Origin of the sequence: Bacillus sp. B1(2022) (assembly GCF_040259625.1) — a bacterium.
GTDB lineage: Bacteria > Bacillota > Bacilli > Bacillales > Bacillaceae > Bacillus > Bacillus velezensis.
The window spans coordinates 19,885-40,396 of record NZ_JANIFO010000008.1 but is presented as its reverse complement, the minus strand read 5'-3'; the positions used below and the strand labels follow the sequence as shown (position 1 = coordinate 40,396).

At 44.9% G+C, this 20,512-nt stretch carries 22 protein-coding genes and 2 pseudogenes; 17 read left to right on the top strand and 7 right to left on the bottom strand.

The window, feature by feature from the left end:
* Positions 1 to 28: 28 nt before the first annotated feature.
* Positions 29 to 1,171, bottom strand: a complete 1,143-nt coding sequence (locus tag NQS30_RS14425; RefSeq protein ID WP_007409520.1) for a diglucosyl diacylglycerol synthase — start codon at positions 1,169 to 1,171, stop codon at positions 29 to 31.
* A gap of 224 nt (positions 1,172 to 1,395) precedes the next feature.
* On the bottom strand, positions 1,396 to 2,301 hold the full coding sequence (gene metA, locus NQS30_RS14420; RefSeq protein ID WP_003153608.1) for a homoserine O-acetyltransferase MetA: 906 nt from the start codon (positions 2,299 to 2,301) through the stop codon (positions 1,396 to 1,398).
* A 283-nt stretch (positions 2,302 to 2,584) separates the two neighbouring features.
* On the opposite strand from metA, the gene NQS30_RS14415 reads away from it, so the two are divergent.
* The 10 genes from NQS30_RS14415 to NQS30_RS14370 all read left to right on the top strand — a co-directional run bounded on the left by NQS30_RS14415 (position 2,585) and on the right by NQS30_RS14370 (position 11,036).
* On the top strand, positions 2,585 to 3,067 hold the full coding sequence (locus NQS30_RS14415) for a glutathione peroxidase (RefSeq protein WP_007409521.1): 483 nt from the start codon (positions 2,585 to 2,587) through the stop codon (positions 3,065 to 3,067).
* 11 nt (positions 3,068 to 3,078) lie between these two features.
* On the top strand, positions 3,079 to 3,687 hold the full coding sequence (locus NQS30_RS14410; protein WP_085342103.1) for an HD domain-containing protein: 609 nt from the start codon (positions 3,079 to 3,081) through the stop codon (positions 3,685 to 3,687).
* A gap of 68 nt (positions 3,688 to 3,755) precedes the next feature.
* Positions 3,756 to 4,889 (top strand): conserved virulence factor C family protein, encoded by a 1,134-nt coding sequence (locus NQS30_RS14405; protein WP_025284899.1) that lies wholly within the window; start codon positions 3,756 to 3,758, stop codon positions 4,887 to 4,889.
* A 252-nt stretch (positions 4,890 to 5,141) separates the two neighbouring features.
* Entirely contained in the window at positions 5,142 to 6,818 is a 1,677-nt protein-coding gene (gene ilvD, locus NQS30_RS14400; protein ID WP_007409524.1) for a dihydroxy-acid dehydratase, read from the top strand.
* A gap of 81 nt (positions 6,819 to 6,899) precedes the next feature.
* On the top strand, positions 6,900 to 7,334 hold the full coding sequence (locus NQS30_RS14395; protein ID WP_003153619.1) for a BrxA/BrxB family bacilliredoxin: 435 nt from the start codon (positions 6,900 to 6,902) through the stop codon (positions 7,332 to 7,334).
* Positions 7,335 to 7,373: 39 nt separating this feature from the next.
* Positions 7,374 to 8,144: a class I SAM-dependent methyltransferase gene (locus NQS30_RS14390; protein WP_032870018.1), complete on the top strand. Its 771-nt coding sequence runs from the start codon at positions 7,374 to 7,376 to the stop codon at positions 8,142 to 8,144.
* A gap of 262 nt (positions 8,145 to 8,406) precedes the next feature.
* Positions 8,407 to 9,015, top strand: a complete 609-nt coding sequence (locus tag NQS30_RS14385) for a YpjP family protein (protein ID WP_072589185.1) — start codon at positions 8,407 to 8,409, stop codon at positions 9,013 to 9,015.
* Between the two features lie 99 nt (positions 9,016 to 9,114).
* A complete protein-coding gene (locus NQS30_RS14380) occupies positions 9,115 to 9,909 on the top strand; it encodes a thymidylate synthase (protein ID WP_061582163.1) in 795 nt (264 codons plus the stop codon).
* Positions 9,906 to 10,391, top strand: coding sequence for a dihydrofolate reductase (locus NQS30_RS14375; RefSeq protein WP_012117807.1), 486 nt, complete (start codon positions 9,906 to 9,908; stop codon positions 10,389 to 10,391). The genes NQS30_RS14380 and NQS30_RS14375 overlap by 4 nt, the downstream gene beginning before the upstream one ends.
* 21 nt (positions 10,392 to 10,412) lie before the next feature.
* Positions 10,413 to 11,036, top strand: coding sequence for a lysophospholipid acyltransferase family protein (locus NQS30_RS14370; RefSeq protein ID WP_059368434.1), 624 nt, complete (start codon positions 10,413 to 10,415; stop codon positions 11,034 to 11,036).
* Between the two features lie 40 nt (positions 11,037 to 11,076).
* On the opposite strand, the gene trhA is transcribed toward NQS30_RS14370, so the two are convergent.
* On the bottom strand, positions 11,077 to 11,715 hold the full coding sequence (gene trhA, locus NQS30_RS14365; RefSeq protein WP_007409529.1) for a PAQR family membrane homeostasis protein TrhA: 639 nt from the start codon (positions 11,713 to 11,715) through the stop codon (positions 11,077 to 11,079).
* Between the two features lie 16 nt (positions 11,716 to 11,731).
* A complete protein-coding gene (locus NQS30_RS14360) occupies positions 11,732 to 12,724 on the bottom strand; it encodes a sigma-54-dependent transcriptional regulator (protein WP_076425335.1) in 993 nt (330 codons plus the stop codon).
* Between the two features lie 184 nt (positions 12,725 to 12,908).
* Here NQS30_RS14360 and ilvA point away from each other — a divergent pair, with 184 nt between their 5' ends.
* From ilvA to NQS30_RS14335, 5 genes are all read left to right on the top strand, one after another.
* Entirely contained in the window at positions 12,909 to 14,177 is a 1,269-nt protein-coding gene (gene ilvA, locus NQS30_RS14355; RefSeq protein WP_025284892.1) for a threonine ammonia-lyase IlvA, read from the top strand.
* 91 nt (positions 14,178 to 14,268) lie between these two features.
* On the top strand, positions 14,269 to 14,520 hold the full coding sequence (locus NQS30_RS14350) for a DUF2535 family protein (RefSeq protein WP_007409532.1): 252 nt from the start codon (positions 14,269 to 14,271) through the stop codon (positions 14,518 to 14,520).
* A gap of 99 nt (positions 14,521 to 14,619) precedes the next feature.
* Positions 14,620 to 15,201, top strand: a complete 582-nt coding sequence (locus NQS30_RS14345; protein ID WP_072589818.1) for an SCO family protein — start codon at positions 14,620 to 14,622, stop codon at positions 15,199 to 15,201.
* Positions 15,202 to 15,278: 77 nt separating this feature from the next.
* Positions 15,279 to 16,034 (top strand): SGNH/GDSL hydrolase family protein, encoded by a 756-nt coding sequence (locus NQS30_RS14340; protein WP_124692982.1) that lies wholly within the window; start codon positions 15,279 to 15,281, stop codon positions 16,032 to 16,034.
* 9 nt (positions 16,035 to 16,043) lie between these two features.
* A complete protein-coding gene (locus NQS30_RS14335; protein WP_007409535.1) occupies positions 16,044 to 16,607 on the top strand; it encodes a YpmS family protein in 564 nt (187 codons plus the stop codon).
* A gap of 50 nt (positions 16,608 to 16,657) precedes the next feature.
* Here the strand turns inward: NQS30_RS14335 and NQS30_RS14330 are convergent, their stop codons facing one another.
* Positions 16,658 to 17,083, bottom strand: coding sequence for a MarR family transcriptional regulator (locus NQS30_RS14330; protein ID WP_003153639.1), 426 nt, complete (start codon positions 17,081 to 17,083; stop codon positions 16,658 to 16,660).
* A 128-nt stretch (positions 17,084 to 17,211) separates the two neighbouring features.
* Here NQS30_RS14330 and msrA point away from each other — a divergent pair, with 128 nt between their 5' ends.
* The gene (gene msrA / locus NQS30_RS14325) at positions 17,212 to 17,745 is read left to right on the top strand and encodes a peptide-methionine (S)-S-oxide reductase MsrA (protein WP_043021186.1); all 534 of its coding nucleotides are present in this window, start codon (positions 17,212 to 17,214) and stop codon (positions 17,743 to 17,745) included.
* Between the two features lies 1 nt (position 17,746).
* Positions 17,747 to 18,181, top strand: coding sequence for a peptide-methionine (R)-S-oxide reductase MsrB (gene msrB / locus NQS30_RS14320; RefSeq protein ID WP_007409536.1), 435 nt, complete (start codon positions 17,747 to 17,749; stop codon positions 18,179 to 18,181).
* A gap of 40 nt (positions 18,182 to 18,221) precedes the next feature.
* Here msrB and NQS30_RS14315 read toward each other — a convergent pair.
* Positions 18,222 to 18,842, bottom strand: a pseudogene (locus tag NQS30_RS14315) (polysaccharide biosynthesis protein); the annotation flags it as partial.
* Positions 18,818 to 20,502, bottom strand: a pseudogene (locus NQS30_RS14310) (recombinase family protein). The pseudogenes NQS30_RS14315 and NQS30_RS14310, both read right to left, overlap by 25 nt.
* Positions 20,503 to 20,512 lie beyond the last annotated feature (10 nt).

The following is a 20,512-nucleotide window of genomic DNA, read 5'->3' as shown; positions in this document are numbered from 1 at the left end:
GCACACGAATCGTTCGTGTGCTTTTCTTTTACGATAATGCCATATCCGCCTTCCCGGCCATCATTTCAGATTCTTTTATAATGTCCTGCAAAATGACTTCAGAAGAGTTGGGGAGGTGAAGGCTTTTAATATTGTCCTTCATCCGGTTCAGCTTCTCCTCATCCGCAAGAAGGGAGGTGACAGACTCTAAAATTTCTTCGTGGCGGTTGACCACGACAGCCGCACCGCGATCTTCAAAGAAAATGGCGTTTTCTTTTTCCTGCCCGGGAACTGGTTTGTACAAAATAACGGGTACTCCGATCGCCGTCGCTTCCGTCAGTGTGATGCCGCCCGGTTTCGTGATCATGCAGTCCGTAATACGGAACAGCTCGTCAATTCTTTCTACATAGCCCAGAACTTTCAGCCGGTCGGCATTGTCACCTTCCAAGCTGCTGAGGGATTCTTTCAGCGAGCTGTTTTTGCCGCATACCACCACAACCTGCACCTGATCGTCATGAACGAGATTTTCGCACAGTTCTTTTACGTTTTTCAGCACACCATGCGCTCCCGCCATAATAAGAAGAACTTTTTTGTCGGGAGAGAGATTGTATTTTTTATAAATCGGCTCTTTCGGCATTGATTCCTCGAATTGAGGCCTGATGGGAATGCCCGTGATCTTTACGTTGTTCGGGTGAGTGCCGATTTCAATCAGTTTTTCCTTCACGTAATCTGTGGCGACATAATATTTATCAACATTTTCATGAACCCAGATTTTGTGAAGGCAGAAATCGGTCATAACGTTGAACGTCGGGATCACTTTTCCGGTTCTCCGTCTGTATTCCGGTACGACAATCATCGGAAATGTATTGATAATAATGTCCGGCTTATGCTCTTCGACGAGCTGGCCTAAACGTTTATTTCCCATTTTAAAATAAATATTGAATTTGCGTTTATTATAGATTTTGTCAACTCCGTAATAAAACAAACGATAAAACTGTTTCCCGATTGAGAAGCTTTTTAAATAAAGGTATTGAGTAACCTCTGAAACAATCGGATTTGACTCTTGATACAAATTGGAAACCGTCACATCTAAGCCGAGACGCAGACACTGTTCGTAGAGCGTTTTGGCCACTTGAACATGCCCGTTTCCGTAATTTGCAGTCAAAATTAATACTTTTTTATTGGTATTCAAGTAAATTCACCTCAATGTAATCAACAACAAGCAAGCTTCATGCATCGTAAGGAGTTATTGTCTATAGATAAACATAACACAAGTGCATCATTTTATAATAAGCGCGGCAACATATTTAAACTAAATTTAATTGATATGTTCCATTATTTTAAAGTTTTGTTATACGCATACTGAATCAAGAGTATTTTATCATATTTTTGTCACCGTATCACTCAAAACAAAAATTAATCCCATTCATACGGGGTTTCCTGATATACGTAATAATTCAGCCAATTCATAAACAATAACGTTGCATGAGCTTTCCAGCGGTTAACAGGTTCTTTCCCGCCGGGCGCAAAATAGTGCTTAGGAGCTTCTACGTTTGAAAGATTTCTCTCTATGTCTCTCTCATACTCCTGAAGTAGCGTATCGGTATCATATTCCGGATGACCCGTTAAGAAAATCTGTTTTTCGTCTTTTGAAACGATTAAACAGACCCCCGCTTCCTCTGAAACGCTGAGCACATCCAGATCCGAAGCCGATTGCAGCTGCTCCGTATTAATATCTGTATGCCGTGAGTGGGGCACATAGTATAGCTCGTCAAATCCTCTTACCAATCTCTCATGTTTTTTAAGAACGGTATGCTCAAACACACCGAAGATTTTTTTCGGCAGCTCCACTTTCTCAATGCCGTAATGATAGTATAAACCGGCTTGAGCGCCCCAGCAGATATGGAGGGTTGAAGTGACATTCGTTTTGCTCCATTCCATGATTTCCTTCAATTCTTCCCAGTAAGAAACATCTTCAAACGGCAGGTGCTCAATCGGAGCCCCGGTAATAATCATTCCGTCAAACCGTTTGTGGCGGATGCTGGAAAAATCCGTATAAAATTCATCCAGATGCTGCCTTGCCGTATTTTTTGGAGTATGTGTGCTCGGAATTAAGAACGTAAAGTGAACTTGTAAAGGTGAATTCCCAAGCATCCTGAGGAGCTGGGTTTCCGTTTGGATTTTTTTCGGCATCAGATTTAAAATCACGATCTTCTGCGGCCGGATATCCTGATGAAAAGCCCGGCTTTCATCCATTACAAAGATGTGTTCACTTTCAAGCACCTGCTTAGCGGGCAGGTGATTTGGTATATTAATAGGCAACATGCCACCTCCGTTATTCCCCGTTAATTTTCTTCATTATAGAAATTTTTAAGCCATTTTTCAATCCATCCCGGCGTAATAAACCGCATTTAACGCATAATGACAGGGATAAAAGCGGCAAATGGGCATAAATTCGGAGCGGCTCTTTATTATGACGGGTAAAGAGCCGTTTGGTTCCTCGAAAAAAACGTTTTCCGTTAAGTGGAAGGAAAAAGCGGTTTCCGTTTGTTTTGCAGTGTAAAACAGGTAAAATAAATGGAGAATGTAAAAAGGAGGGCCGCAGATGACAATTTACGATATAAACGTACGGACCATAACAGGCGAAGACATGACGCTATCGGCTTACAGAGGCAAGGTGATGATCATTGTGAATACAGCAAGCAAATGCGGGTTCACATCCCAGCTCAAGCAGCTTCAGGAGCTCTATGATACATATCGGGAGGAAGGTCTTGAAATATTGGGATTTCCCTGCAACCAATTCATGAACCAAGAACCTGGAAACGAAGCGGAAATTCAAGAGTTCTGTGTGAAAAACTACGGAGTCACATTCCCGATGTTTGCGAAAGTTGATGTCAATGGAGCAGACGCTCATCCTCTCTTCACATATCTGACGGAGCAGGCGAAGGGGATGCTCGGCACAAAAGCGGTCAAATGGAATTTCACTAAGTTTATCGTGGACCGAAACGGTGAAGTCACCGGGCGTTTTTCACCGAACGTCAACCCAAAAGAGCTTGAAGATACGGTGCAGAGGCTTTTGGCCCGATAAGAGGTGATACGGTGAACGAAAAAGAGCAGCTGGAAAGCGTCAGGAATTGGGTCAGAGACAAGCTTATCAATGAACGAACGGGCCATGACTGGCTTCATATTTCCCGGGTCGCAACACTTTCTGTTTATATGGCAAAAGAAGAAGGCGCCGACTTATTTATCACTGAGACGGCCGCGCTGGTTCATGATCTGATTGACGCCAAGCTCGAAAAAAGCGAAAGGCTGACGGCAGGCGAAGTGACAGAACGGCTGGCTGCTTTCAACATCGCGGATGGCTCCATTCAGGAGATCACGGATATTATCACGAGAATGTCATTCAGACACAGGGAACTGCTGATAAAGCGGCCGCTTTCATTGGAGGGGAAAGTTGTTCAGGATGCAGACATGCTTGATGCGATCGGCGCAGCGGGCATCGGCAGGGCTTTTATGTTTGCCGGGGCGAAGGGTCATCCGATGTACGGAACTCAAACAAGTGTGCTGGCCCATATAGAGGATAAATTAATCAAGCTTAAAGGCTTAATGAATACAAAAGCGGGGGCCGGTTTAGCAGAGGAGCGGCATCAATTTCTTTTGCAGTTCGCCGCCCGTATCCAAAAAGAAGCCGGCATTTGCAAAAGCTAAGCGGCGCAATAGAACGCTTGTGCCGACTATGTTAGAATAAGTGTCAGATTGCGCATAGGAGGACCAATATGAAGATTAAATCAATAGAACCGACGCCGAGTCCGAACACGATGAAAGTGATTTTGACTGAAGAGCTTCCGGCAGGGAAAAGCAACAATTACAAGCCCGATCAGGCAGATGATGCTCCGGTTGTCGTACGTGATATTTTAAACATTGAAGGAGTAAAGGGCGTTTATCACGTTGCCGATTTCCTGGCTGTGGAGAGAAACGCACGTTTTGACTGGAAGGAAATTCTGCCTCAGGTCCGTTCCGCCTTCGGAATGGAACATACGGAGCAGTCTGAGAGCCGTTCTGAACAGGAATCGTTCGGTGAAGTGAAAGTTTTCGTACAAATGTTCAGCGGAATCCCGATGCAGGTCAAATTGACGGACGGCGAACGTGAAGAGCGCTTCGGCCTTCCGGAACGTTTCCAAGAAGCCATTTTAAAGCTGCGTTCCGAAGCTTCAAATGTTGTATTTGAGCGGACTTGGAAAGAACAAGGCGTGCGCTTCGGAGATTTTACCGAAATCGGACACGATGTCACAGAAGAGCTTCAGGCCGCCTACAGTGATGAGCGGCTCAAACGCCTGACAGAAGCAGCCGCACAGCAAAAGGGTGAGGCCAGACCTGCAGTGCAGCGGAAAGCTTATAAAGTGACACTGGACATGCTTGATGATGAAGACTGGAAACAGCGCTATGCCCATCTTGAGCAAATGGATCCGGATGAAGACGATTTACCAGTATTGGAAAAGGCGCTGCATGATCCGAAGACTTCGATCAGAAGACAAGCCGTCGTTTATTTGGGAATGATCGAAAAGCCGTCTGTGCTTCCGCTGTTATACAAAGCGCTTGAAGACAAAACGGTGACGGTCAGAAGGACGGCTGGTGACTGTCTGTCGGATCTCGGCGATGCGAGCGCCATCCCGGCCATGATTAAATCGCTCAGTGACTCAAGCAAGCTCGTGCGCTGGCGCGCGGCCATGTTTTTATATGAAGTCGGCGATGAAAGCGCGCTGGAAGCATTAAAAGCGGCGGAAGACGATCCGGAATTCGAAGTCAGCCTGCAAGTCAAAATGGCGATTGAACGGATTGAGCACGGAGAAGAGGCGAAAGGTTCAGTCTGGAAACAGATGACTGAAAGCAGAAAAAAAGAACAGTTATAACAAAAAGGTGCGCCATGCACCTTTTTTATTTGAATTCACTTTTTATAAAAATTATTTAGAATATTGTTGAAAAATGATTCAAAACTCTATATAGTAAGTACAATATTAATTGTTGGAGGGTTTTTATCGAAATACAGAAAGAATAGTAAAGCGAGACAGGGCAAAGACACTGTAAAATATGCAGAACGCGCCCTAGAATAAACTGAAAATTTTAAAAATAGTGCACAGTCTAAAAACAGTAGGGGGATCACCATGGCAGAATTACGCAGCAACATGATCACACAGGGAATTGACAGAGCGCCGCACCGCAGCCTTCTTCGCGCTGCCGGCGTAAAAGAAGAGGACTTCGGCAAGCCGTTTATCGCGGTCTGTAATTCATACATCGATATCGTTCCCGGGCATGTTCACCTGCAGGAATTTGGAAAAATCGTAAAAGAAGCAATCAGGGAAGCGGGCGGTGTGCCTTTTGAATTTAACACGATCGGAGTAGATGACGGAATCGCAATGGGGCATATCGGCATGAGATATTCGCTGCCGAGCCGCGAAATCATTGCCGATTCAGTTGAAACGGTCGTCTCGGCGCACTGGTTTGACGGAATGGTCTGCATTCCGAACTGCGACAAAATTACGCCGGGAATGCTGATGGCGGCTATGCGGATTAATATTCCGACCATTTTTGTCAGCGGGGGGCCGATGGCAGCCGGCCGCACAAGCGACGGCCGCAAAATTTCGCTTTCTTCAGTATTTGAAGGCGTCGGCGCATATCAAGCCGGGAAAATCGGTGAAAGCGACCTGCAGGAGCTGGAACAGTTCGGCTGCCCGACGTGCGGATCTTGTTCGGGCATGTTTACGGCAAACTCCATGAACTGTCTGTCTGAAGCGCTCGGTCTGGCGCTTCCGGGCAACGGAACAATTCTTGCAACTTCACCGGAAAGAAGAGAGTTTGTGAGAAAATCAGCGGCCCAATTGATGGAGACCATCAAAAAAGACATTAAGCCGCGCGATATCGTCACCGAAAAAGCAATTGATAACGCATTTGCGTTAGACATGGCTCTCGGCGGCTCAACCAACACAGTGCTACATACGCTTGCGCTTGCCAATGAAGCTGGGGTTGAGTACTCTTTAGAACGCATTAACGAAGTGGCTGAACGAGTGCCTCACTTATCGAAATTGGCGCCGGCCTCGGACGTCTTCATTGAAGATCTGCACGAAGCGGGCGGAGTCTCGGCGGCCCTTAATGAATTAGCGAAAAAAGAAGGGGCGCTTCATCTTGACGCGCTGACTGTAACAGGCCGCACACTCGGAGAAACAATTGCGGGTCATGAAGTAAAGGATTATGACGTGATTCATCCGCTTGACAATCCGTTTACCGAAAAAGGCGGTTTGGCCGTCCTGTTTGGGAATCTGGCTCCGGACGGCGCCATTATCAAAACAGGCGGCGTACAGGACGGGATTACAAGACATGAAGGTCCCGCTGTCGTCTTTGATTCCCAGGATGCCGCGCTTGAAGGCATTATAAACCGCAAAGTAAAAGAAGGAGATGTTGTCATTATCCGTTATGAAGGGCCAAAGGGCGGCCCGGGCATGCCGGAGATGCTCGCTCCGACGTCTCAGATTGTCGGAATGGGGCTTGGCCCGAAAGTGGCGCTTATTACAGACGGCCGTTTTTCAGGAGCGTCCCGGGGCCTTTCAATCGGGCACGTATCGCCTGAAGCGGCTGAAGGCGGCCCGCTCGCATTCGTAGAAAACGGCGACCATGTCATCGTTGACATAGAAAAACGGATTTTGGACGTACAAGTGCCTGAAGAAGAATGGGAAAAACGCAAGGCCGAATGGAAAGGCTTCGAGCCGAAAGTAAAAACAGGATATCTGGCCCGGTATTCCAAACTCGTAACAAGCGCCAATACGGGCGGAATCATGAAAATATAAAACAGAGGCCTGAACAATTGAATTCCGGCCCCCTCTATAGTATCCTTGACTTCATATAAGGATTTTAGAGGGGGCTTTTTTATGTCAATGGCTTATGAAGAATATATGCGCCAGCTGGTCGTGCCGATGCGCCGTGAGCTGACAGGTGCGGGTTTTCAGGAATTAACGACTGCTGAAGAAGTAGAAAGCTTTATGGAACAGGCAGAGGGCACGACATTGGTCGTTGTCAACTCCGTGTGCGGCTGTGCAGCCGGTCTTGCCCGTCCGGCTGCGACTCAGGCTGTTTTACAGCATGAAAAAGCGCCTGATCATACGGTTACCGTATTTGCCGGTCAAGATAAAGACGCAACTGCAAAAATGCGTGAATACTTTACGGGGCAGGAACCTTCCTCGCCATCAATGGCGCTGTTAAAAGGGAAAGAGGTCGTTCATTTTATTCCCCGCCACGAAATCGAAGGGCATGACATGGAGGAAATTATGAAAAATCTGACGGATGCCTTCGATGCGCACTGCTGAAATGCCCGAATTCCGGGCATTTTCTTTTTGGAGAAAAAGATGATCACAACGAGTTACAGACCAAGCGAATATACGATACACACAGCGCAGTCGCTCAGTGTCAAGCTGGGTGACACTTACTGCAGCCGCAATAAACAGCCCATTGAAAAAATGCTGGAACGAGCGGCTAGCGATCTTTTAGTCATCGGAAAGGAACGGTTCGAACTTTACACGAAGCAAGGGGAGAAGTTCTTTTTTCACCCGAATACAGCGATGTTCCGCGCAAAGCGGTTTTTGAGAGGTGAAGCCGAGCCGTTGTTAAAAGCAGCCGGATTACGCGAAGGGGATTCCTTTTTAGATTGTACGCTCGGCCTGGCATCCGATGCGATTTTGGCAAGCCTGGCAGTCGGAAAAAGCGGACAAGTCATCGGCCTGGAGAAAAACAAGCTTGTCTCATTGCTTGTAGAAACAGGACTTCAAACGTGGGAAACCGGAATGGAGCAGCTCCAAACCGCCATGAAACGCATTCAGGTCAAACATGCCGACTGCGCCGATTATTTGCGGGAGCTTCCTGATTCATCGGTAGATGTCATTTATTTTGACCCGATGTTTCACGAACCTGTAGAAACGTCAGACGGCATTGCACCGCTCCGCGCGCTGGCAGAAGAGGGTTTTAACGAAGAGTGCATCACGCAAGCCGTCCGGGCGGCGAAAAAATGCGTAGTGCTTAAAGACCATTGGAAAAGCCCGCGGTTTGAACGATACGGCTTCAAGGTGCTGAAAAGAAAGACGGCGCTTTTCCACTTTGGTGTCATCCATGTGAGCTCATGATATCATGGGCTTCTTTTTCGTTAATCAGTGATTTCCATAACGACAAAATAAAGCAGCGTGAGAAGTGATACAGTCGCAAATAAAGCGTTAATCATCTCATCCCCTCCTTTTTCTCCTTCTTATTGTAAGCGGTTTATCCGCTCAGTCACAGTTACCAATTTCCCATATTGCATGATAATACGCTGCCGGACATGACGCCGCGCTTTCATCTATGCTAAAATAAAGGAAAAGAGGACAATAAAACAGAGGGGAACAATCTGTCATGAAATTGTGGATGAAAAAGACCCTTGTGGTTCTGTTTACCATTGTAACGTTCGGACTCGTGTCTCCTCCGGCTGCTTTGATGACAGACAAGCCTTCAGGACAGTCGAGCAGTCTTGAGCAGAATGATTACACCGCTTTTTATGATGAACACGCCCTGCCGGGAGAAGAGAAGGCAGGGCGGGAGCCTGAATTTCTGTTTCAATCGTATCAGCAGCAGCTTCTCGGTGATGCTGAAAATCAATCATTTTTAAAATTCGGCAGCAAAATCTCTCCGGTCATTGAAGATGATTACAGAAGTGAAATTCTGCCGAAAATCGAAGATGTGATCACAGGACATTTAGCCAAGTTTCAAGATGATGAAGCGTATCAGGATGTGGTTATTTCCAGCAAACCGTCGGCCGGAAAAACTGAAAAAATTTTTCATGTGTATAACAGGCTGACGGGTGAAGATCTTTTAAGGTTCCACGTCCGCCGGGATCATCCTCCGCAAGACGGCTACTGGTTTAATTTTCATTACCATACCGCTGAAGACGGATTTCAATCACATCATGAGCTCGGCAGCATTTACTGGGACCGCAATACGCCGCCTGACTGGATGAGCGTGTAATAGCGAGAAGAAATAAAAAAATCATTTCTGAGAAATTTTGCAGAAATGATTTTTTATTGTGTTACACTACTAAAAGACTACTTTAAAAGGATGAAAAAAATGAAACAATATAAAGATTTGTGCCGTCATGTGTTAGAAAACGGAGAAAAAAAAGGAGACCGTACGGGAACGGGTACGATCAGCACGTTCGGCTACCAAATGCGGTTTAACCTTCAGAAAGGTTTCCCGATGCTTACGACGAAAAAGCTCCATTTTAAGTCCATCGCGCATGAGCTGCTTTGGTTTTTAAAAGGAGATACGAATGTCCGCTACCTTCAGGAAAACGGAGTCCGCATCTGGAACGAATGGGCGGATGAAAACGGAGAACTCGGACCGGTTTACGGTTCTCAATGGCGTTCGTGGCGCGGAGCGGACGGCGAGACCATTGATCAAATCTCCCGGCTGATTCATGACATCAAGACAAACCCGAATTCCAGACGTTTAATCGTCAGCGCCTGGAATGTCGGCGAAATTGATCATATGGCGCTTCCGCCTTGCCACTGCCTGTTTCAGTTTTATGTCGCGGACGGAAAACTGTCGTGTCAGCTTTATCAGCGCTCAGCGGATGTCTTTCTCGGCGTGCCGTTTAATATTGCGTCTTATGCGCTTTTAACATTGATGATCGCGCATGTGACGGGACTTGAACCAGGTGAGTTTGTTCATACATTCGGAGACGTCCACATTTACCAAAACCATGTGGAGCAGGTGAATCTGCAGCTGACAAGGGATGTCCGTCCGCTGCCGAAACTGCGGTTTGCGCGAAATGTTGATTCTATTTTTGATTTTACGTTTGAAGACTTTATCATTGAGGATTATGACCCGCATCCGCACATAAAAGGAGCTGTCAGCGTATGATTTCGTTTATTTTTGCGATGGATGAAAACCGGCTGATCGGAAAAGATAACGATCTGCCTTGGCACCTTCCCGATGATCTCGCATATTTCAAAAAAGTGACGACGGGCCACACCATTGTAATGGGGCGGAAAACGTTTGAATCAATCGGACGCCCGCTTCCGAACCGGCGTAACATCGTTGTAACCTCACGGGACGAATCTTCATTCCCGGGCTGTATTACCGCTGACTCGGCTGAGGAAGTGCTCAAGCTGATCCCGGCGGATGAAGAATGCTTTGTAATCGGCGGCGCCCAGCTGTACAGTGCGCTCTTTCCTTACGCGGACAGACTCTACATGACAAAAATTCACCATGTCTTTGAAGGAGACCGTTTTTTTCCGGAATTTAATGAAGCTGAATGGGAATTGACATCCCGCAAACAGGGAGTAAAAGATGAAAAAAACCCTTACGATTATGAGTACCTTGTATACGAGAAAAAGAATTGAGTTTAAGCAGGGGGACAAGAATTGATTCGTTACGGCTGCCTTGTGATGTACGTTGTATTTATGTTCATGAAAAATATTCAGGAATATATCAATCAAAAAGAGCTTGACCCGCGGCTTTCTTTTCAAAAACAGATGAGGCTGGTGTATGAGCGGCCGAAAGCCTTTATGAGAGGCTGCATTGACGTGTCGGGATCGGCAATCGGCATTCATCATGATCAGCCGATACCGGACGGCCCCGTATTGTATGTGCATCCCAGATTGCGCCCGGCTGATCTTCTGCTGCTTGCGGGACATCTTGAAGAGCCGGCTGGTTTTATCGCTGGCGAGAAAGCTTTCCGGATGCCGTTTCTCGGAAATTGGCTGCGGCTGATGGGTGTCATTTGTGACGGAGACAGCCGGGATGCCATGTTTCAGGAGGCGGAAGTCCGTCTGCAAAAAGGGCAAAGTCTGATTCTGTCCGAAGACGGCAAAATCAATCCGGAGGAACTGGCCCTTCGTTTCGATCTCCCGATTGTGCCTGTCAGCACTTCGGGAACAGACCGGCTGCTGCGGGGCAGATTACTGAAACGGCTGAAACCGGCTGACATTGAATTACATATAAAGCCCGCTTATTATCCGGCCGGTCAGAAACGGCTCCGTGCATAAAAAAAGCACAGTCTCTATAGAGAGGCTGTGCTTTTTTATTTCAGATAAAGGGGACTTTGACGCAATAAAATAAAATACAGAAAAACATCGAGGCGCTGCCGCCTAAAACAAAACTGTGCCAAATGGCGTGATGATACGGAACCTTTCTCCAAATATAAAATATTGTGCCGGCGGAATACAATAAGCCGCCGAAAAGAAGAAGGCCGAAACCGGGGCCTGACAGCGAAGCGTACAGCGGTTTAATGGCGACGATGATCAGCCAGCCCATCATTAAATAGACAAGCGTTGAAAAAATGATAAACCGCTTCACGAAAAAGATTTTAAACACGATGCCTCCGATGGCAAGCGACCAAACAATAATTAAAAGGGTCAGACCGAGCGCCCCTTTAAGGGGTCCTAATAAAAATGGCGTATATGTTCCGGCTATTAATACGTATATCGCGGAATGATCCACAATCTCAAGAATGTCTTTCGTTTTTTTATGCTGAATGCTGTGCAAAAGAGTCGAGCTGAGATACAGCAGCAGCATTGAAGCGCCGAAGATTGAAAAGCTGACGATGTCTGTCGGCGATCCGTATTTCACCGCGAAGATAATGAGAAAAATAAGCGCCGGAATCGACAGCAATACACCGATTCCGTGTGTGACGGCATTTGCGATTTCTTCTTTTATTGTGAACAATCAAATGTCCTCCTTTTTAAAGGATTTGTTTTTGCAGTGACTGCAAAAAGCTCAACCCTTCTAATGTAATTTTTGTTCCAGCGCGTCCTCGGCCTTTTGTCACATAGTTCATCTTTTCTAAGTAATCAAGCCTGTTTCTGACCTGCTGAGGCGATAATGTCATTGTGCTGTTTTCGCTTAATTCGGATATGCTCCGTCTGCTGGCAGGTTCGCCTTTTGTATTTAAGTCTTTAATTGATTCCAAAATAAACAAAAACTCTTCTTTCTCCATCAATGTCAGCCGTTTTTCTTTTTTCTTAGCTGTTTTCGCTTTCTGGCTGTTTTTGATATACAGCGGGACATCATCGGGATAAATCGTGCTGCCGGATGCTGCCGCGGCCATATAGTACGCCGCATTTTGAAGTTCCCTGATGTTGCCGTTAAAGGTGTGCCGCTCAAACAGCGGATAAACGGACGGATCGATATGAACATGCTGCCCCGTGGCTGTCAGCATATGCTGCAGAAGAAGCGGTATATCGCTTTTTCGTTCAGATAAAGCAGGGAGCGGAAGGCATAACACGTGAAGCCTGTAAAATAAATCTTGGCTGAACGTATTTTCTGCGCCGGTATCACCAAGATCCGCCGTGCTGCTTGCAATGATGCGGGCAGAAAGCCCGGCATCCAGCTCGGAAAGAAGGCGGGCCTGTACCGAGAGCGGCATGTCTCCGATTTCATATAAGAATAATGTTCCGCGGCTGGCCCTGTTTAATGCGCCTTCAGCGCCGAACAGTTCATATTCGAGCCGCTCTTCGCTTTGGCTGCAGTGAACGGTAATAAATAGTTCGCTGTTTCTGCGGGATTTATGGTGGATCGCTTTGGCCATTTGTTTTTTTCCGGTTCCGACTTCACCCGTTATGAAGACTGGCAAATCAGATAAGGCAAATTGCGAGGCCAATCGTTTCGCTTCTGAAAAGGTGTGATGTTCGCCGGCTAGCTGATAAAAAGGATCAGTTTGTTCAATTACACTCATGAATTGGCTCCTTTTGGTTCTAATTGGTTTAAGTATAACACGTTTGTGCGATCGAAAATATCTTTTTCTCTTGTATCGGTTCATTTAATTTTATTTACAAAATTAAAATAATTGTCTTATTATTTGAATATTCATGTTATAATGGCATATTAAATAGGGATTTAAATAAGAAAGGACTCTGTAAATGAAACCGTTGCTTAAAGAAGACTCTCTCATCCAGGTAAAAGACATTTTAAAAGCGCACCAAAATGTAAAGGACGTTGTGATACATACGCCTTTGCAGAGGAATGACAGACTTTCTGAGAGGTATGGCTGCAACATCTATTTGAAAAGAGAAGACCTGCAGGTGGTCAGATCATTTAAGCTCAGAGGGGCTTATAATAAAATGAGGCAGCTCTCAAAAGAGCAGACTGAAAACGGAATTGTATGCGCAAGTGCGGGAAACCATGCGCAGGGGGTTGCGTTTTCATGCAAACACCTCGGCATTCACGGCAAGATTTTTATGCCGTCAACCACACCGAGACAGAAAGTATCCCAAGTGGAATTGTTCGGAAAAGAATTTGTTGAAATCATATTGACGGGTGACACTTTCGATGATGCGTATAAGAGTTCTGCGGAATGCTGTGAAAAAGAAAACCGCACGTTTATTCATCCGTTTGACGATCCCGATGTCATGGCCGGACAGGGAACGGCTGCCATCGAAATTTTAAATGACATTGACGTTGAACCGCATTTTCTTTTTGCAAGCGTAGGGGGAGGAGGACTCCTGTCCGGGCTCGGCACGTACATGAAAAACATCTCGCCGGATACAAAAATCATAGCGGTAGAGCCGAAGGGCGCAGCCTCCTATTTTGAATCGAAAAAAGCCGGACAAGTGGTTGAACTTGAGAAAATTGATAAATTTGTCGATGGGGCGGCTGTAAAAAAAATCGGCGCGGAAACCTTTCAAACGCTCGAAACCGTCGTCGATGACGTTGTGCTTGTCCCGGAAGGAAAAGTGTGCAGCACGATTCTCGAATTATATAATCAATGCGCCATCGTAGCGGAGCCGGCGGGGGCATTGTCCGTGTCAGCACTTGATCTGTACAAGGAAGAGATTAGAGGGAAAAACGTCATCTGCATGGTCAGCGGAGGGAATAACGACATCGGCAGAATGCAGGAGATGAAGGAGCGCTCCATGATTTATGAGGGGCTGCAGCATTATTTTATCGTTAATTTCCCGCAAAGGGCGGGAGCGCTTCGCGAATACCTAGATGAAGTGCTTGGGCCTGATGATGACATCACCCGGTTTGAATACACGAAAAAAAATAACAAAAGCAGCGGCCCCGCATTGGTCGGCATTGAGCTTAAGCATCGGGAAGATTACGGCGCGCTCATTGCCCGGATGAATCAAAAAGGATTTCATTACGTAGAGGTGAATAAAGATCAGGATCTGTTCCACCTGTTAATCTGACTTTTTTTAGAACGACGCGCAAAATGACAGACACGCTTTCTCAGATTGTATATAATAAAAAGAAAACAATCGAAAAAGAAGGATTGATATCTTGTTACTCAAAAGCCTAGAGTTCAAACGACAGGACGGGATTCAGGTAAAAGTGACAGAAATACCGGTTGTCACGGAAGGTGAACATTATTTTTTTCAAATTCATCAGCACCTTGAGCTTTATTTGAGAGAGGTTTTTGCTTCACAAAGTGTGAGAACAGTGTATTCATTCCGACAATATGTCAAGCGCCGTATGAAGTGGAAAGATTACGAGGCCGTTTTCAACCAAGAGATTTTAAAACATAACGCATAACGGTGCATATTCCTTAGCGCCTTCCTTTTGATAAGGGAGGGTGCGGGAATTTTTTTATGATGAATGCTGTAAGCGTTTTATCCATGGGGGGGAATGGAAATGAAAAAAATGAAAATCTTCGCTGCCGTCTTTTGTTTGCTGCTCTTGTGCGCCTGCGGGGGGAAAACGATAAAAGACCCGCTGAACTATCAGATTGAACCGTTTTCATATCAAAACCAAGATGGAAAAACAGTGTCACTGAAAAGCCTGAAGGGGCATGTCTGGATTGCCGACTTTATGTTTACAAATTGTAATACGGTCTGTCCGCCGATGACGGCCCACATGACCGAACTGCAAAAAAAACTGAAGGCTGAGAATCTGGACGTGCGGATTGTGTCGTTCAGTGTAGATCCTGAAAAGGATACGCCGAAACAGCTGAAAGCATTTGCTTCCAAATATCCGCTTTCGCTTCGCAACTGGGATTTTCTGACCGGTTACAGCCAAAAGGACATTGAAGATTTTGCGCTGAACAGCTTTAAATCAATCGTCAAAAAGCCGGAGGGAGAGGATCAGGTCATACATCAAACCTCTTTTTATTTAGTCGGACCTGACGGGAAGGTGCTTAAAGATTATGACGGCGTGCAGAAAGTTCCGTATGATGACATCCTCTCAGATGTCAGAGCGGCTGAGGAGCTCAAGTAAACTGGCAGATTAGACATTTTCAAATCTGAAAAAACATGTTACACTTTCCACTAGTAGACGGGGAAGGAGCAACCAGATTGAAGCTGCGAATGTTCTCATTGATCGCCGGACTGGCCTTGCTTTTATCAGCTTGTTCTGTCCAGCGCACCGGTTCTGACGCTGAAGAACCGAAAACGAAAGATCATATTGTCATAGCTGCGGTCGGTGATTCATTGACTGAAGGAGTAGGAGATCCTGACGGTTCAGGATACGTCGGCAGGGCAGCGGAGTCTCTTAAGAAAAAGGGACATGTGAAAACGGTAGATATTAAAAATTATGCGGTGCAGGGGGACAAAACGTCGGATCTGCTGGAAAAGCTTGATAATAAAAAAGTTCAGAAATCATTAAAGAGCGCCGACTATATCTTTTTTACCATCGGCGGCAATGACTTAATGAAGGTGCTCCGCCAGAATGTGATGCAGCTGACGGTTCAGCCGTTCCAAAAGGAAGAGAAACCTTTTGAAAAACGATTCAAGGCGATCGTTTCAAAAATCCGCAAATATAATGAAAACGCAGAGCTGGTGTATGTCAGCATGTATAATCCATTCACGTTTACGCTGCCTGAATTAAAAGAAATTAATGGGGTTGTAACGGATTGGAACAAGATCGCCGCAAAAGAGCTGGAAAAAGATCCCCACGCCGCTGCGGTGAATGTTGAAGACTTGTTCAGTCAAAAAAGCGGCAGCAGACGGATTTCAAAGGATGATGATTTTCATCCGAACGCAAAAGGGTATGCACTCATCGCCGATCGATTGTACGGCATCATTGAAAAACAAGGGTTACCAGCAGAATAGGGTGAAATGATGAAAAAGTGGAAATCGCTGTTTTTTGTTCTTCTCGCACTCAATGTGATTGCCGCCGCGGTAATTGTGACATTATTGGTTATGCCGGGAGAGCAGGCGAAAATACAAGATCAGACAAAAAGTGAGTACGGCTTTCATATCACGAGCTCGAAAGAATCTCTTGCCAGGTTTGTGAATGCGTACTTAAAAGAGAAGGCATCGAATCAGCTTGACTACAAAGTGGACATCAATAACGATGTGCACGTGGCAGGTAAAATTAAAGCATTCTCAACCTCCATTAACGCGGTCGTCACATTTGAACCGTCCGTACAGGAGAACGGAGATGTGATGTTGAAAGTGACGAAGTTTTCCTTAGGCGAATTAAGCCTGCCGATCAGCTTTGTGCTGAATTATATGGACAGCTTTTATGAACTCCCGTCATTTGTGCACGTTCATTCCGGGGATAAAAGCATCGAGATCCGTCTGTCGGAAATGCCTTTAGACAACGGCATGTATGTAAAAGCGGATAAAATCAATCTCGACACGGATGAAATTGAATTTTCCTATTATCATCCAAAACAATAAGTTTTCATAAAAAAAACACAGATCCTTTCAGGGATTTGTGTTTTTTCGTGTCAGCGTTTTTTGTCCAGCTTGCTGAACAGTTTGATTAACGTTGCGAGCTCTTCATCAGAGTAGCAGTCAAACCGTTTAAAAAAGTATTCTGTTTTTTTCTGGTTGAAATGATCGACAATTTTCTCCCCGGCTTCCGTAATATGGATTCTGATAATTCGTCTGTCCTCTTTGGAACGGATGCGGGTGATCCATTCCTTTTCTACTAAAGCGTCGGTCACTGCGGTAATGTGGCTTGCGGAGACCTCAAGAATGGGGGCGAATTCCGTTACTTTTTTAGGTCCTTGTTCACTGAGAATCCGCAAAATGGTGAATTCGTTCCTGGACAGCTCTTTATCTAGAATTTCATTAACTTCATTTCTGATTTGTTTAAACACTTTTCGAAGCAAAGCTTCCATATCATACATCATTTGTGTCCTTACTTTCAAATCATGAACCTCCAATATGTAGTCAGCGTGGCATTCGTTTAGCTTCCCCTGAAAGCAGAATTATTTTTATTCTGTTTATACATGCTATAATATAATAATACCACGTATGAACAAAGGAGGGCACCCGTATGTCAGAAAAAAAAGAAATCGCCACATTTGCAGGCGGCTGTTTTTGGTGCATGGTGAAGCCGTTTGACGAACAGCCCGGGATTGAAAAGGTGGTGTCCGGCTATACAGGAGGTCATACTGAGAATCCGACTTACGAAGAAGTGTGCAGTGAAACGACCGGACACAGAGAAGCCGTTCAAATCACATTTCAACCTGACATTTATCCGTACGAAAAGCTTGTCGAGCTGTTTTGGCAGCAGATCGACCCGACTGATGCAGGCGGCCAGTTTGCAGACCGCGGAAGTTCATATCGGGCGGCGATATATTACCATAATGATGAACAAAAACAAATCGCTGAAGCCTCAAAAAAACAGCTTGAAGAAAGCGGCATATTTAAAAAGCCGATCGTGACAGACATTTTGAAGGCTGAGCCTTTTTATGAAGCGGAAGGCTATCATCAGCACTTTTATATGAAAAATCCTGATCACTACGGGCGCTACCGTGTAGGTTCCGGACGTCAAGGCTTTCTGGATGAGCATTGGAGGGACAGATAAGATGGCTTTTAATAAAGAAGAAAAAATCAAATCATTAAACCGCATGCAATATGAAGTCACACAAAATAACGGAACGGAGCCGCCGTTTCAAAATGAATTCTGGGATCACAAAGAAGAGGGGCTGTATGTTGATATCGTATCGGGAAAGCCCTTGTTTACTTCTCTGGATAAATTCGATTCTCATTGCGGCTGGCCCAGTTTTACAAAACCGATTGAGGAAGAAGAGGTTGACGAAAAACTGGACACAAGCCACGGGATGATCCGGACGGAAGTGAGAAGCAAAACAGCTGATTCCCACTTAGGCCACGTATTTAATGACGGTCCGGGGCCAAGCGGGCTCCGTTATTGCATTAACTCTGCGGCACTCCGGTTTATTCCGAAAGACAAGCTGAAGGAAGAGGGCTATGAAGCCTGCCTGCATTTATTTGAAAAATAGAGCTCAGCAATGAGGCCTGCCTATCAGACAGGCCTTTTTTCTATGTTTTTTTTTCTTCATGTAATCGTTCAATAATCTTTACGATTGTGTCTTTTGTGATGAGCGGCGCCTGATCGGATTGATATCTGGGCAGATTGACCTTCCGAAATTCCGGATGTTTGGCGGGGTCGGGCAATATCGCGTAAAGATTGCCCCATTCATATAAAGATTCCGTCTCATGAGGAGAGGTCAGTTCTTCATGAAGCTTCTCACCAGGGCGTTTTCCTACTTCAACAGCGGCGGGGCGAGGCAGTCCGTGCCGGAACGCATATTCTTCAAATCCGTGAAGCAGTTCTTCAAGCCTCAGGGACTCCATTTTAAAAATAAACGTTTCTCCGCCCTTTGTGATCGCCGCAGATTGCAGGGTGAGCGTTGCGGCGTCATCAATCGACATAAAAAACCTCGTCATGTTTTTATCCGTAATGGTGAGCGGACCGCCTGCCATCAACTGCTCAAATAAAATAGGAATAACGGAACCGCGTGAACCGAGCACATTGCCGAAGCGGACCGAACAAAACACCGTACCGCGGTTTTGAACATGATGATTTGCCTGATGAAACAGCTTTTCGGACAACAGCTTCGTAGCTCCCATTGTGTTTACCGGGGAAACGGCTTTATCGGTTTTTTAAGATATTTACTGTATTTTGAGGGACTATCAGTGACGGTGAGGTCGATAACGAAAAATTAAACCTTAGGATAGGGGTAATTTCAAACTGAGCCGGAATTGGCCCTTTTCTTTTTTGTGTCATCGTAACGATAACTTCTTTGAAGACCATTCTTAATAGCGCGTTCTTTTTCTCTGTGCTTGATTCAATGTGATATTGATCAATTATCCTATTTATGTTGTTTCTGACTGTATTACTGTCTATTTCTGATTGCGCTTCTTGAGTTCCATTGAGCTCATGCTTGGCAATCTGGAGTTCTTTAAATTCTTCATCTAAAACAGCTTTTCTTTTCAAAAAAAGTTCATCAGTGTAAATGCCGCTCTCATATTTCTCGAAGATAAAATTCTCTTTATTTATTAACTCTTGTTCTTTTTGTGAAAGATGTTCAGACATTTGCTTTTTTGTTTTCACATTACTATTTACGTCTTCGTATTTAGAAATCATTGAAGTGATATGTTTTGTTAAAGTCTTATTATCTAAGTTGCTTAAAGAAGAGAGGTAATCCAAAATGGCATTTTCAACATCGTTATATCTTACATAAGTGCATTTATTCTTTTTGCAAGTGAGTGATTTAACGTGATACACACTTTTCGTGCCGTTTTTGTTTTCTCGCGTTCGTCTAGTTTCGTATTTAGATAATGGTTCACCGCACTTAGAACAAGTGCATACGCCTGCCAATTCACTTAATTCCAATGCATTTTTATTAGGCAGCAGGGGGACTTTGTTTGAAATTTTATCTTGTGATTGTTGAAATTGTTCTTGATCTATTATAGGGGCATGTGCATCCGATACTACAATTTGTTCCTTTTCAGGTCTAATTGTTCGTTTACCGTCTTTTGTTTTTTCCCTAACCTTATATTTAACAGTTCCGATATACGCTTCGTTTTGCAGAATTGCTTTAATTGTGTATTGATTCCAGCGCTTTTTTCCTGATGGAGTCGGTATTTGTAATTTTGTTAAGTGAGAAGCAATCGCTGTATAACTATAATCTTTTCCATTCAACCCATTTAAAAAGATGTTAAAGATGAATTGAACGACTTTTGCTTTTTCTTCGACTGGGACTAGTTTGGATGTTTTTTTGTTTAACCGGTATCCATAAGGCGCTAGTCCGGAAATCCATTTCCCTTGTGCCGCATATGTGTATTTAGCGCCTGTCATACGCTCTCTGGTCATTTCAAATTCTTCTCTGGCCATAAACAATTCAAAACGAATCTGACGCATGTCTGCAGGGTTTCGAGGGTCATAAACTTTATATGGTGTAATGATAATCAATCGCTTGCTTTGAAGAAGGTTAACAATTTGTCCCGCATCACTGTAGCTCCCGCGGCTGAGTCTTGTTATTTCTTTAACAGCAATTGCCTGGTACTTGCCTTCCTCGAGGTCTTTAAGACATTCTTTAAAAACAGGGCGGCCCTCAATGCTTTCCCCAGACCCGATTTCCATTTTTAATTCATAGGGGATTTCAATCGACTTCAGTATTTTATTCATGAGTTCTTTTTGTTCTGTTAGCGTATCTTCGCCTGTTCTTTTTTCTCGCTCCATATCCTGACGAGAGCGTCTAAGATAACCCAAAATATTTGTAATGTTGTAAGAATGAACGATGTTTTTTAACTCCAAAAAATCAGCA

What these genes read in the sequence shown, in the direction of transcription:
- msrB (WP_007409536.1), top strand. Translation starts at nt 17,747, where the DNA reads ATGGCTTTTAATAAAGAAGAAAAAATCAAATCATTAAACCGCATGCAA.
- NQS30_RS14390 (WP_032870018.1), top strand. Translation starts at nt 7,374, where the DNA reads ATGATCACAACGAGTTACAGACCAAGCGAATATACGATACACACAGCG.
- NQS30_RS14335 (WP_007409535.1), top strand. Translation starts at nt 16,044, where the DNA reads ATGAAAAAGTGGAAATCGCTGTTTTTTGTTCTTCTCGCACTCAATGTG.
- NQS30_RS14385 (WP_072589185.1), top strand. Translation starts at nt 8,407, where the DNA reads ATGAAATTGTGGATGAAAAAGACCCTTGTGGTTCTGTTTACCATTGTA.
- NQS30_RS14415 (WP_007409521.1), top strand. Translation starts at nt 2,585, where the DNA reads ATGACAATTTACGATATAAACGTACGGACCATAACAGGCGAAGACATG.
- msrA (WP_043021186.1), top strand. Translation starts at nt 17,212, where the DNA reads ATGTCAGAAAAAAAAGAAATCGCCACATTTGCAGGCGGCTGTTTTTGG.
- NQS30_RS14345 (WP_072589818.1), top strand. Translation starts at nt 14,620, where the DNA reads ATGAAAAAAATGAAAATCTTCGCTGCCGTCTTTTGTTTGCTGCTCTTG.
- ilvD (WP_007409524.1), top strand. Translation starts at nt 5,142, where the DNA reads ATGGCAGAATTACGCAGCAACATGATCACACAGGGAATTGACAGAGCG.
- NQS30_RS14380 (WP_061582163.1), top strand. Translation starts at nt 9,115, where the DNA reads ATGAAACAATATAAAGATTTGTGCCGTCATGTGTTAGAAAACGGAGAA.
- ilvA (WP_025284892.1), top strand. Translation starts at nt 12,909, where the DNA reads ATGAAACCGTTGCTTAAAGAAGACTCTCTCATCCAGGTAAAAGACATT.
- NQS30_RS14395 (WP_003153619.1), top strand. Translation starts at nt 6,900, where the DNA reads ATGTCAATGGCTTATGAAGAATATATGCGCCAGCTGGTCGTGCCGATG.
- NQS30_RS14375 (WP_012117807.1), top strand. Translation starts at nt 9,906, where the DNA reads ATGATTTCGTTTATTTTTGCGATGGATGAAAACCGGCTGATCGGAAAA.
- NQS30_RS14360 (WP_076425335.1), bottom strand. Translation starts at nt 12,724, where the DNA reads ATGAGTGTAATTGAACAAACTGATCCTTTTTATCAGCTAGCCGGCGAA.
- NQS30_RS14405 (WP_025284899.1), top strand. Translation starts at nt 3,756, where the DNA reads ATGAAGATTAAATCAATAGAACCGACGCCGAGTCCGAACACGATGAAA.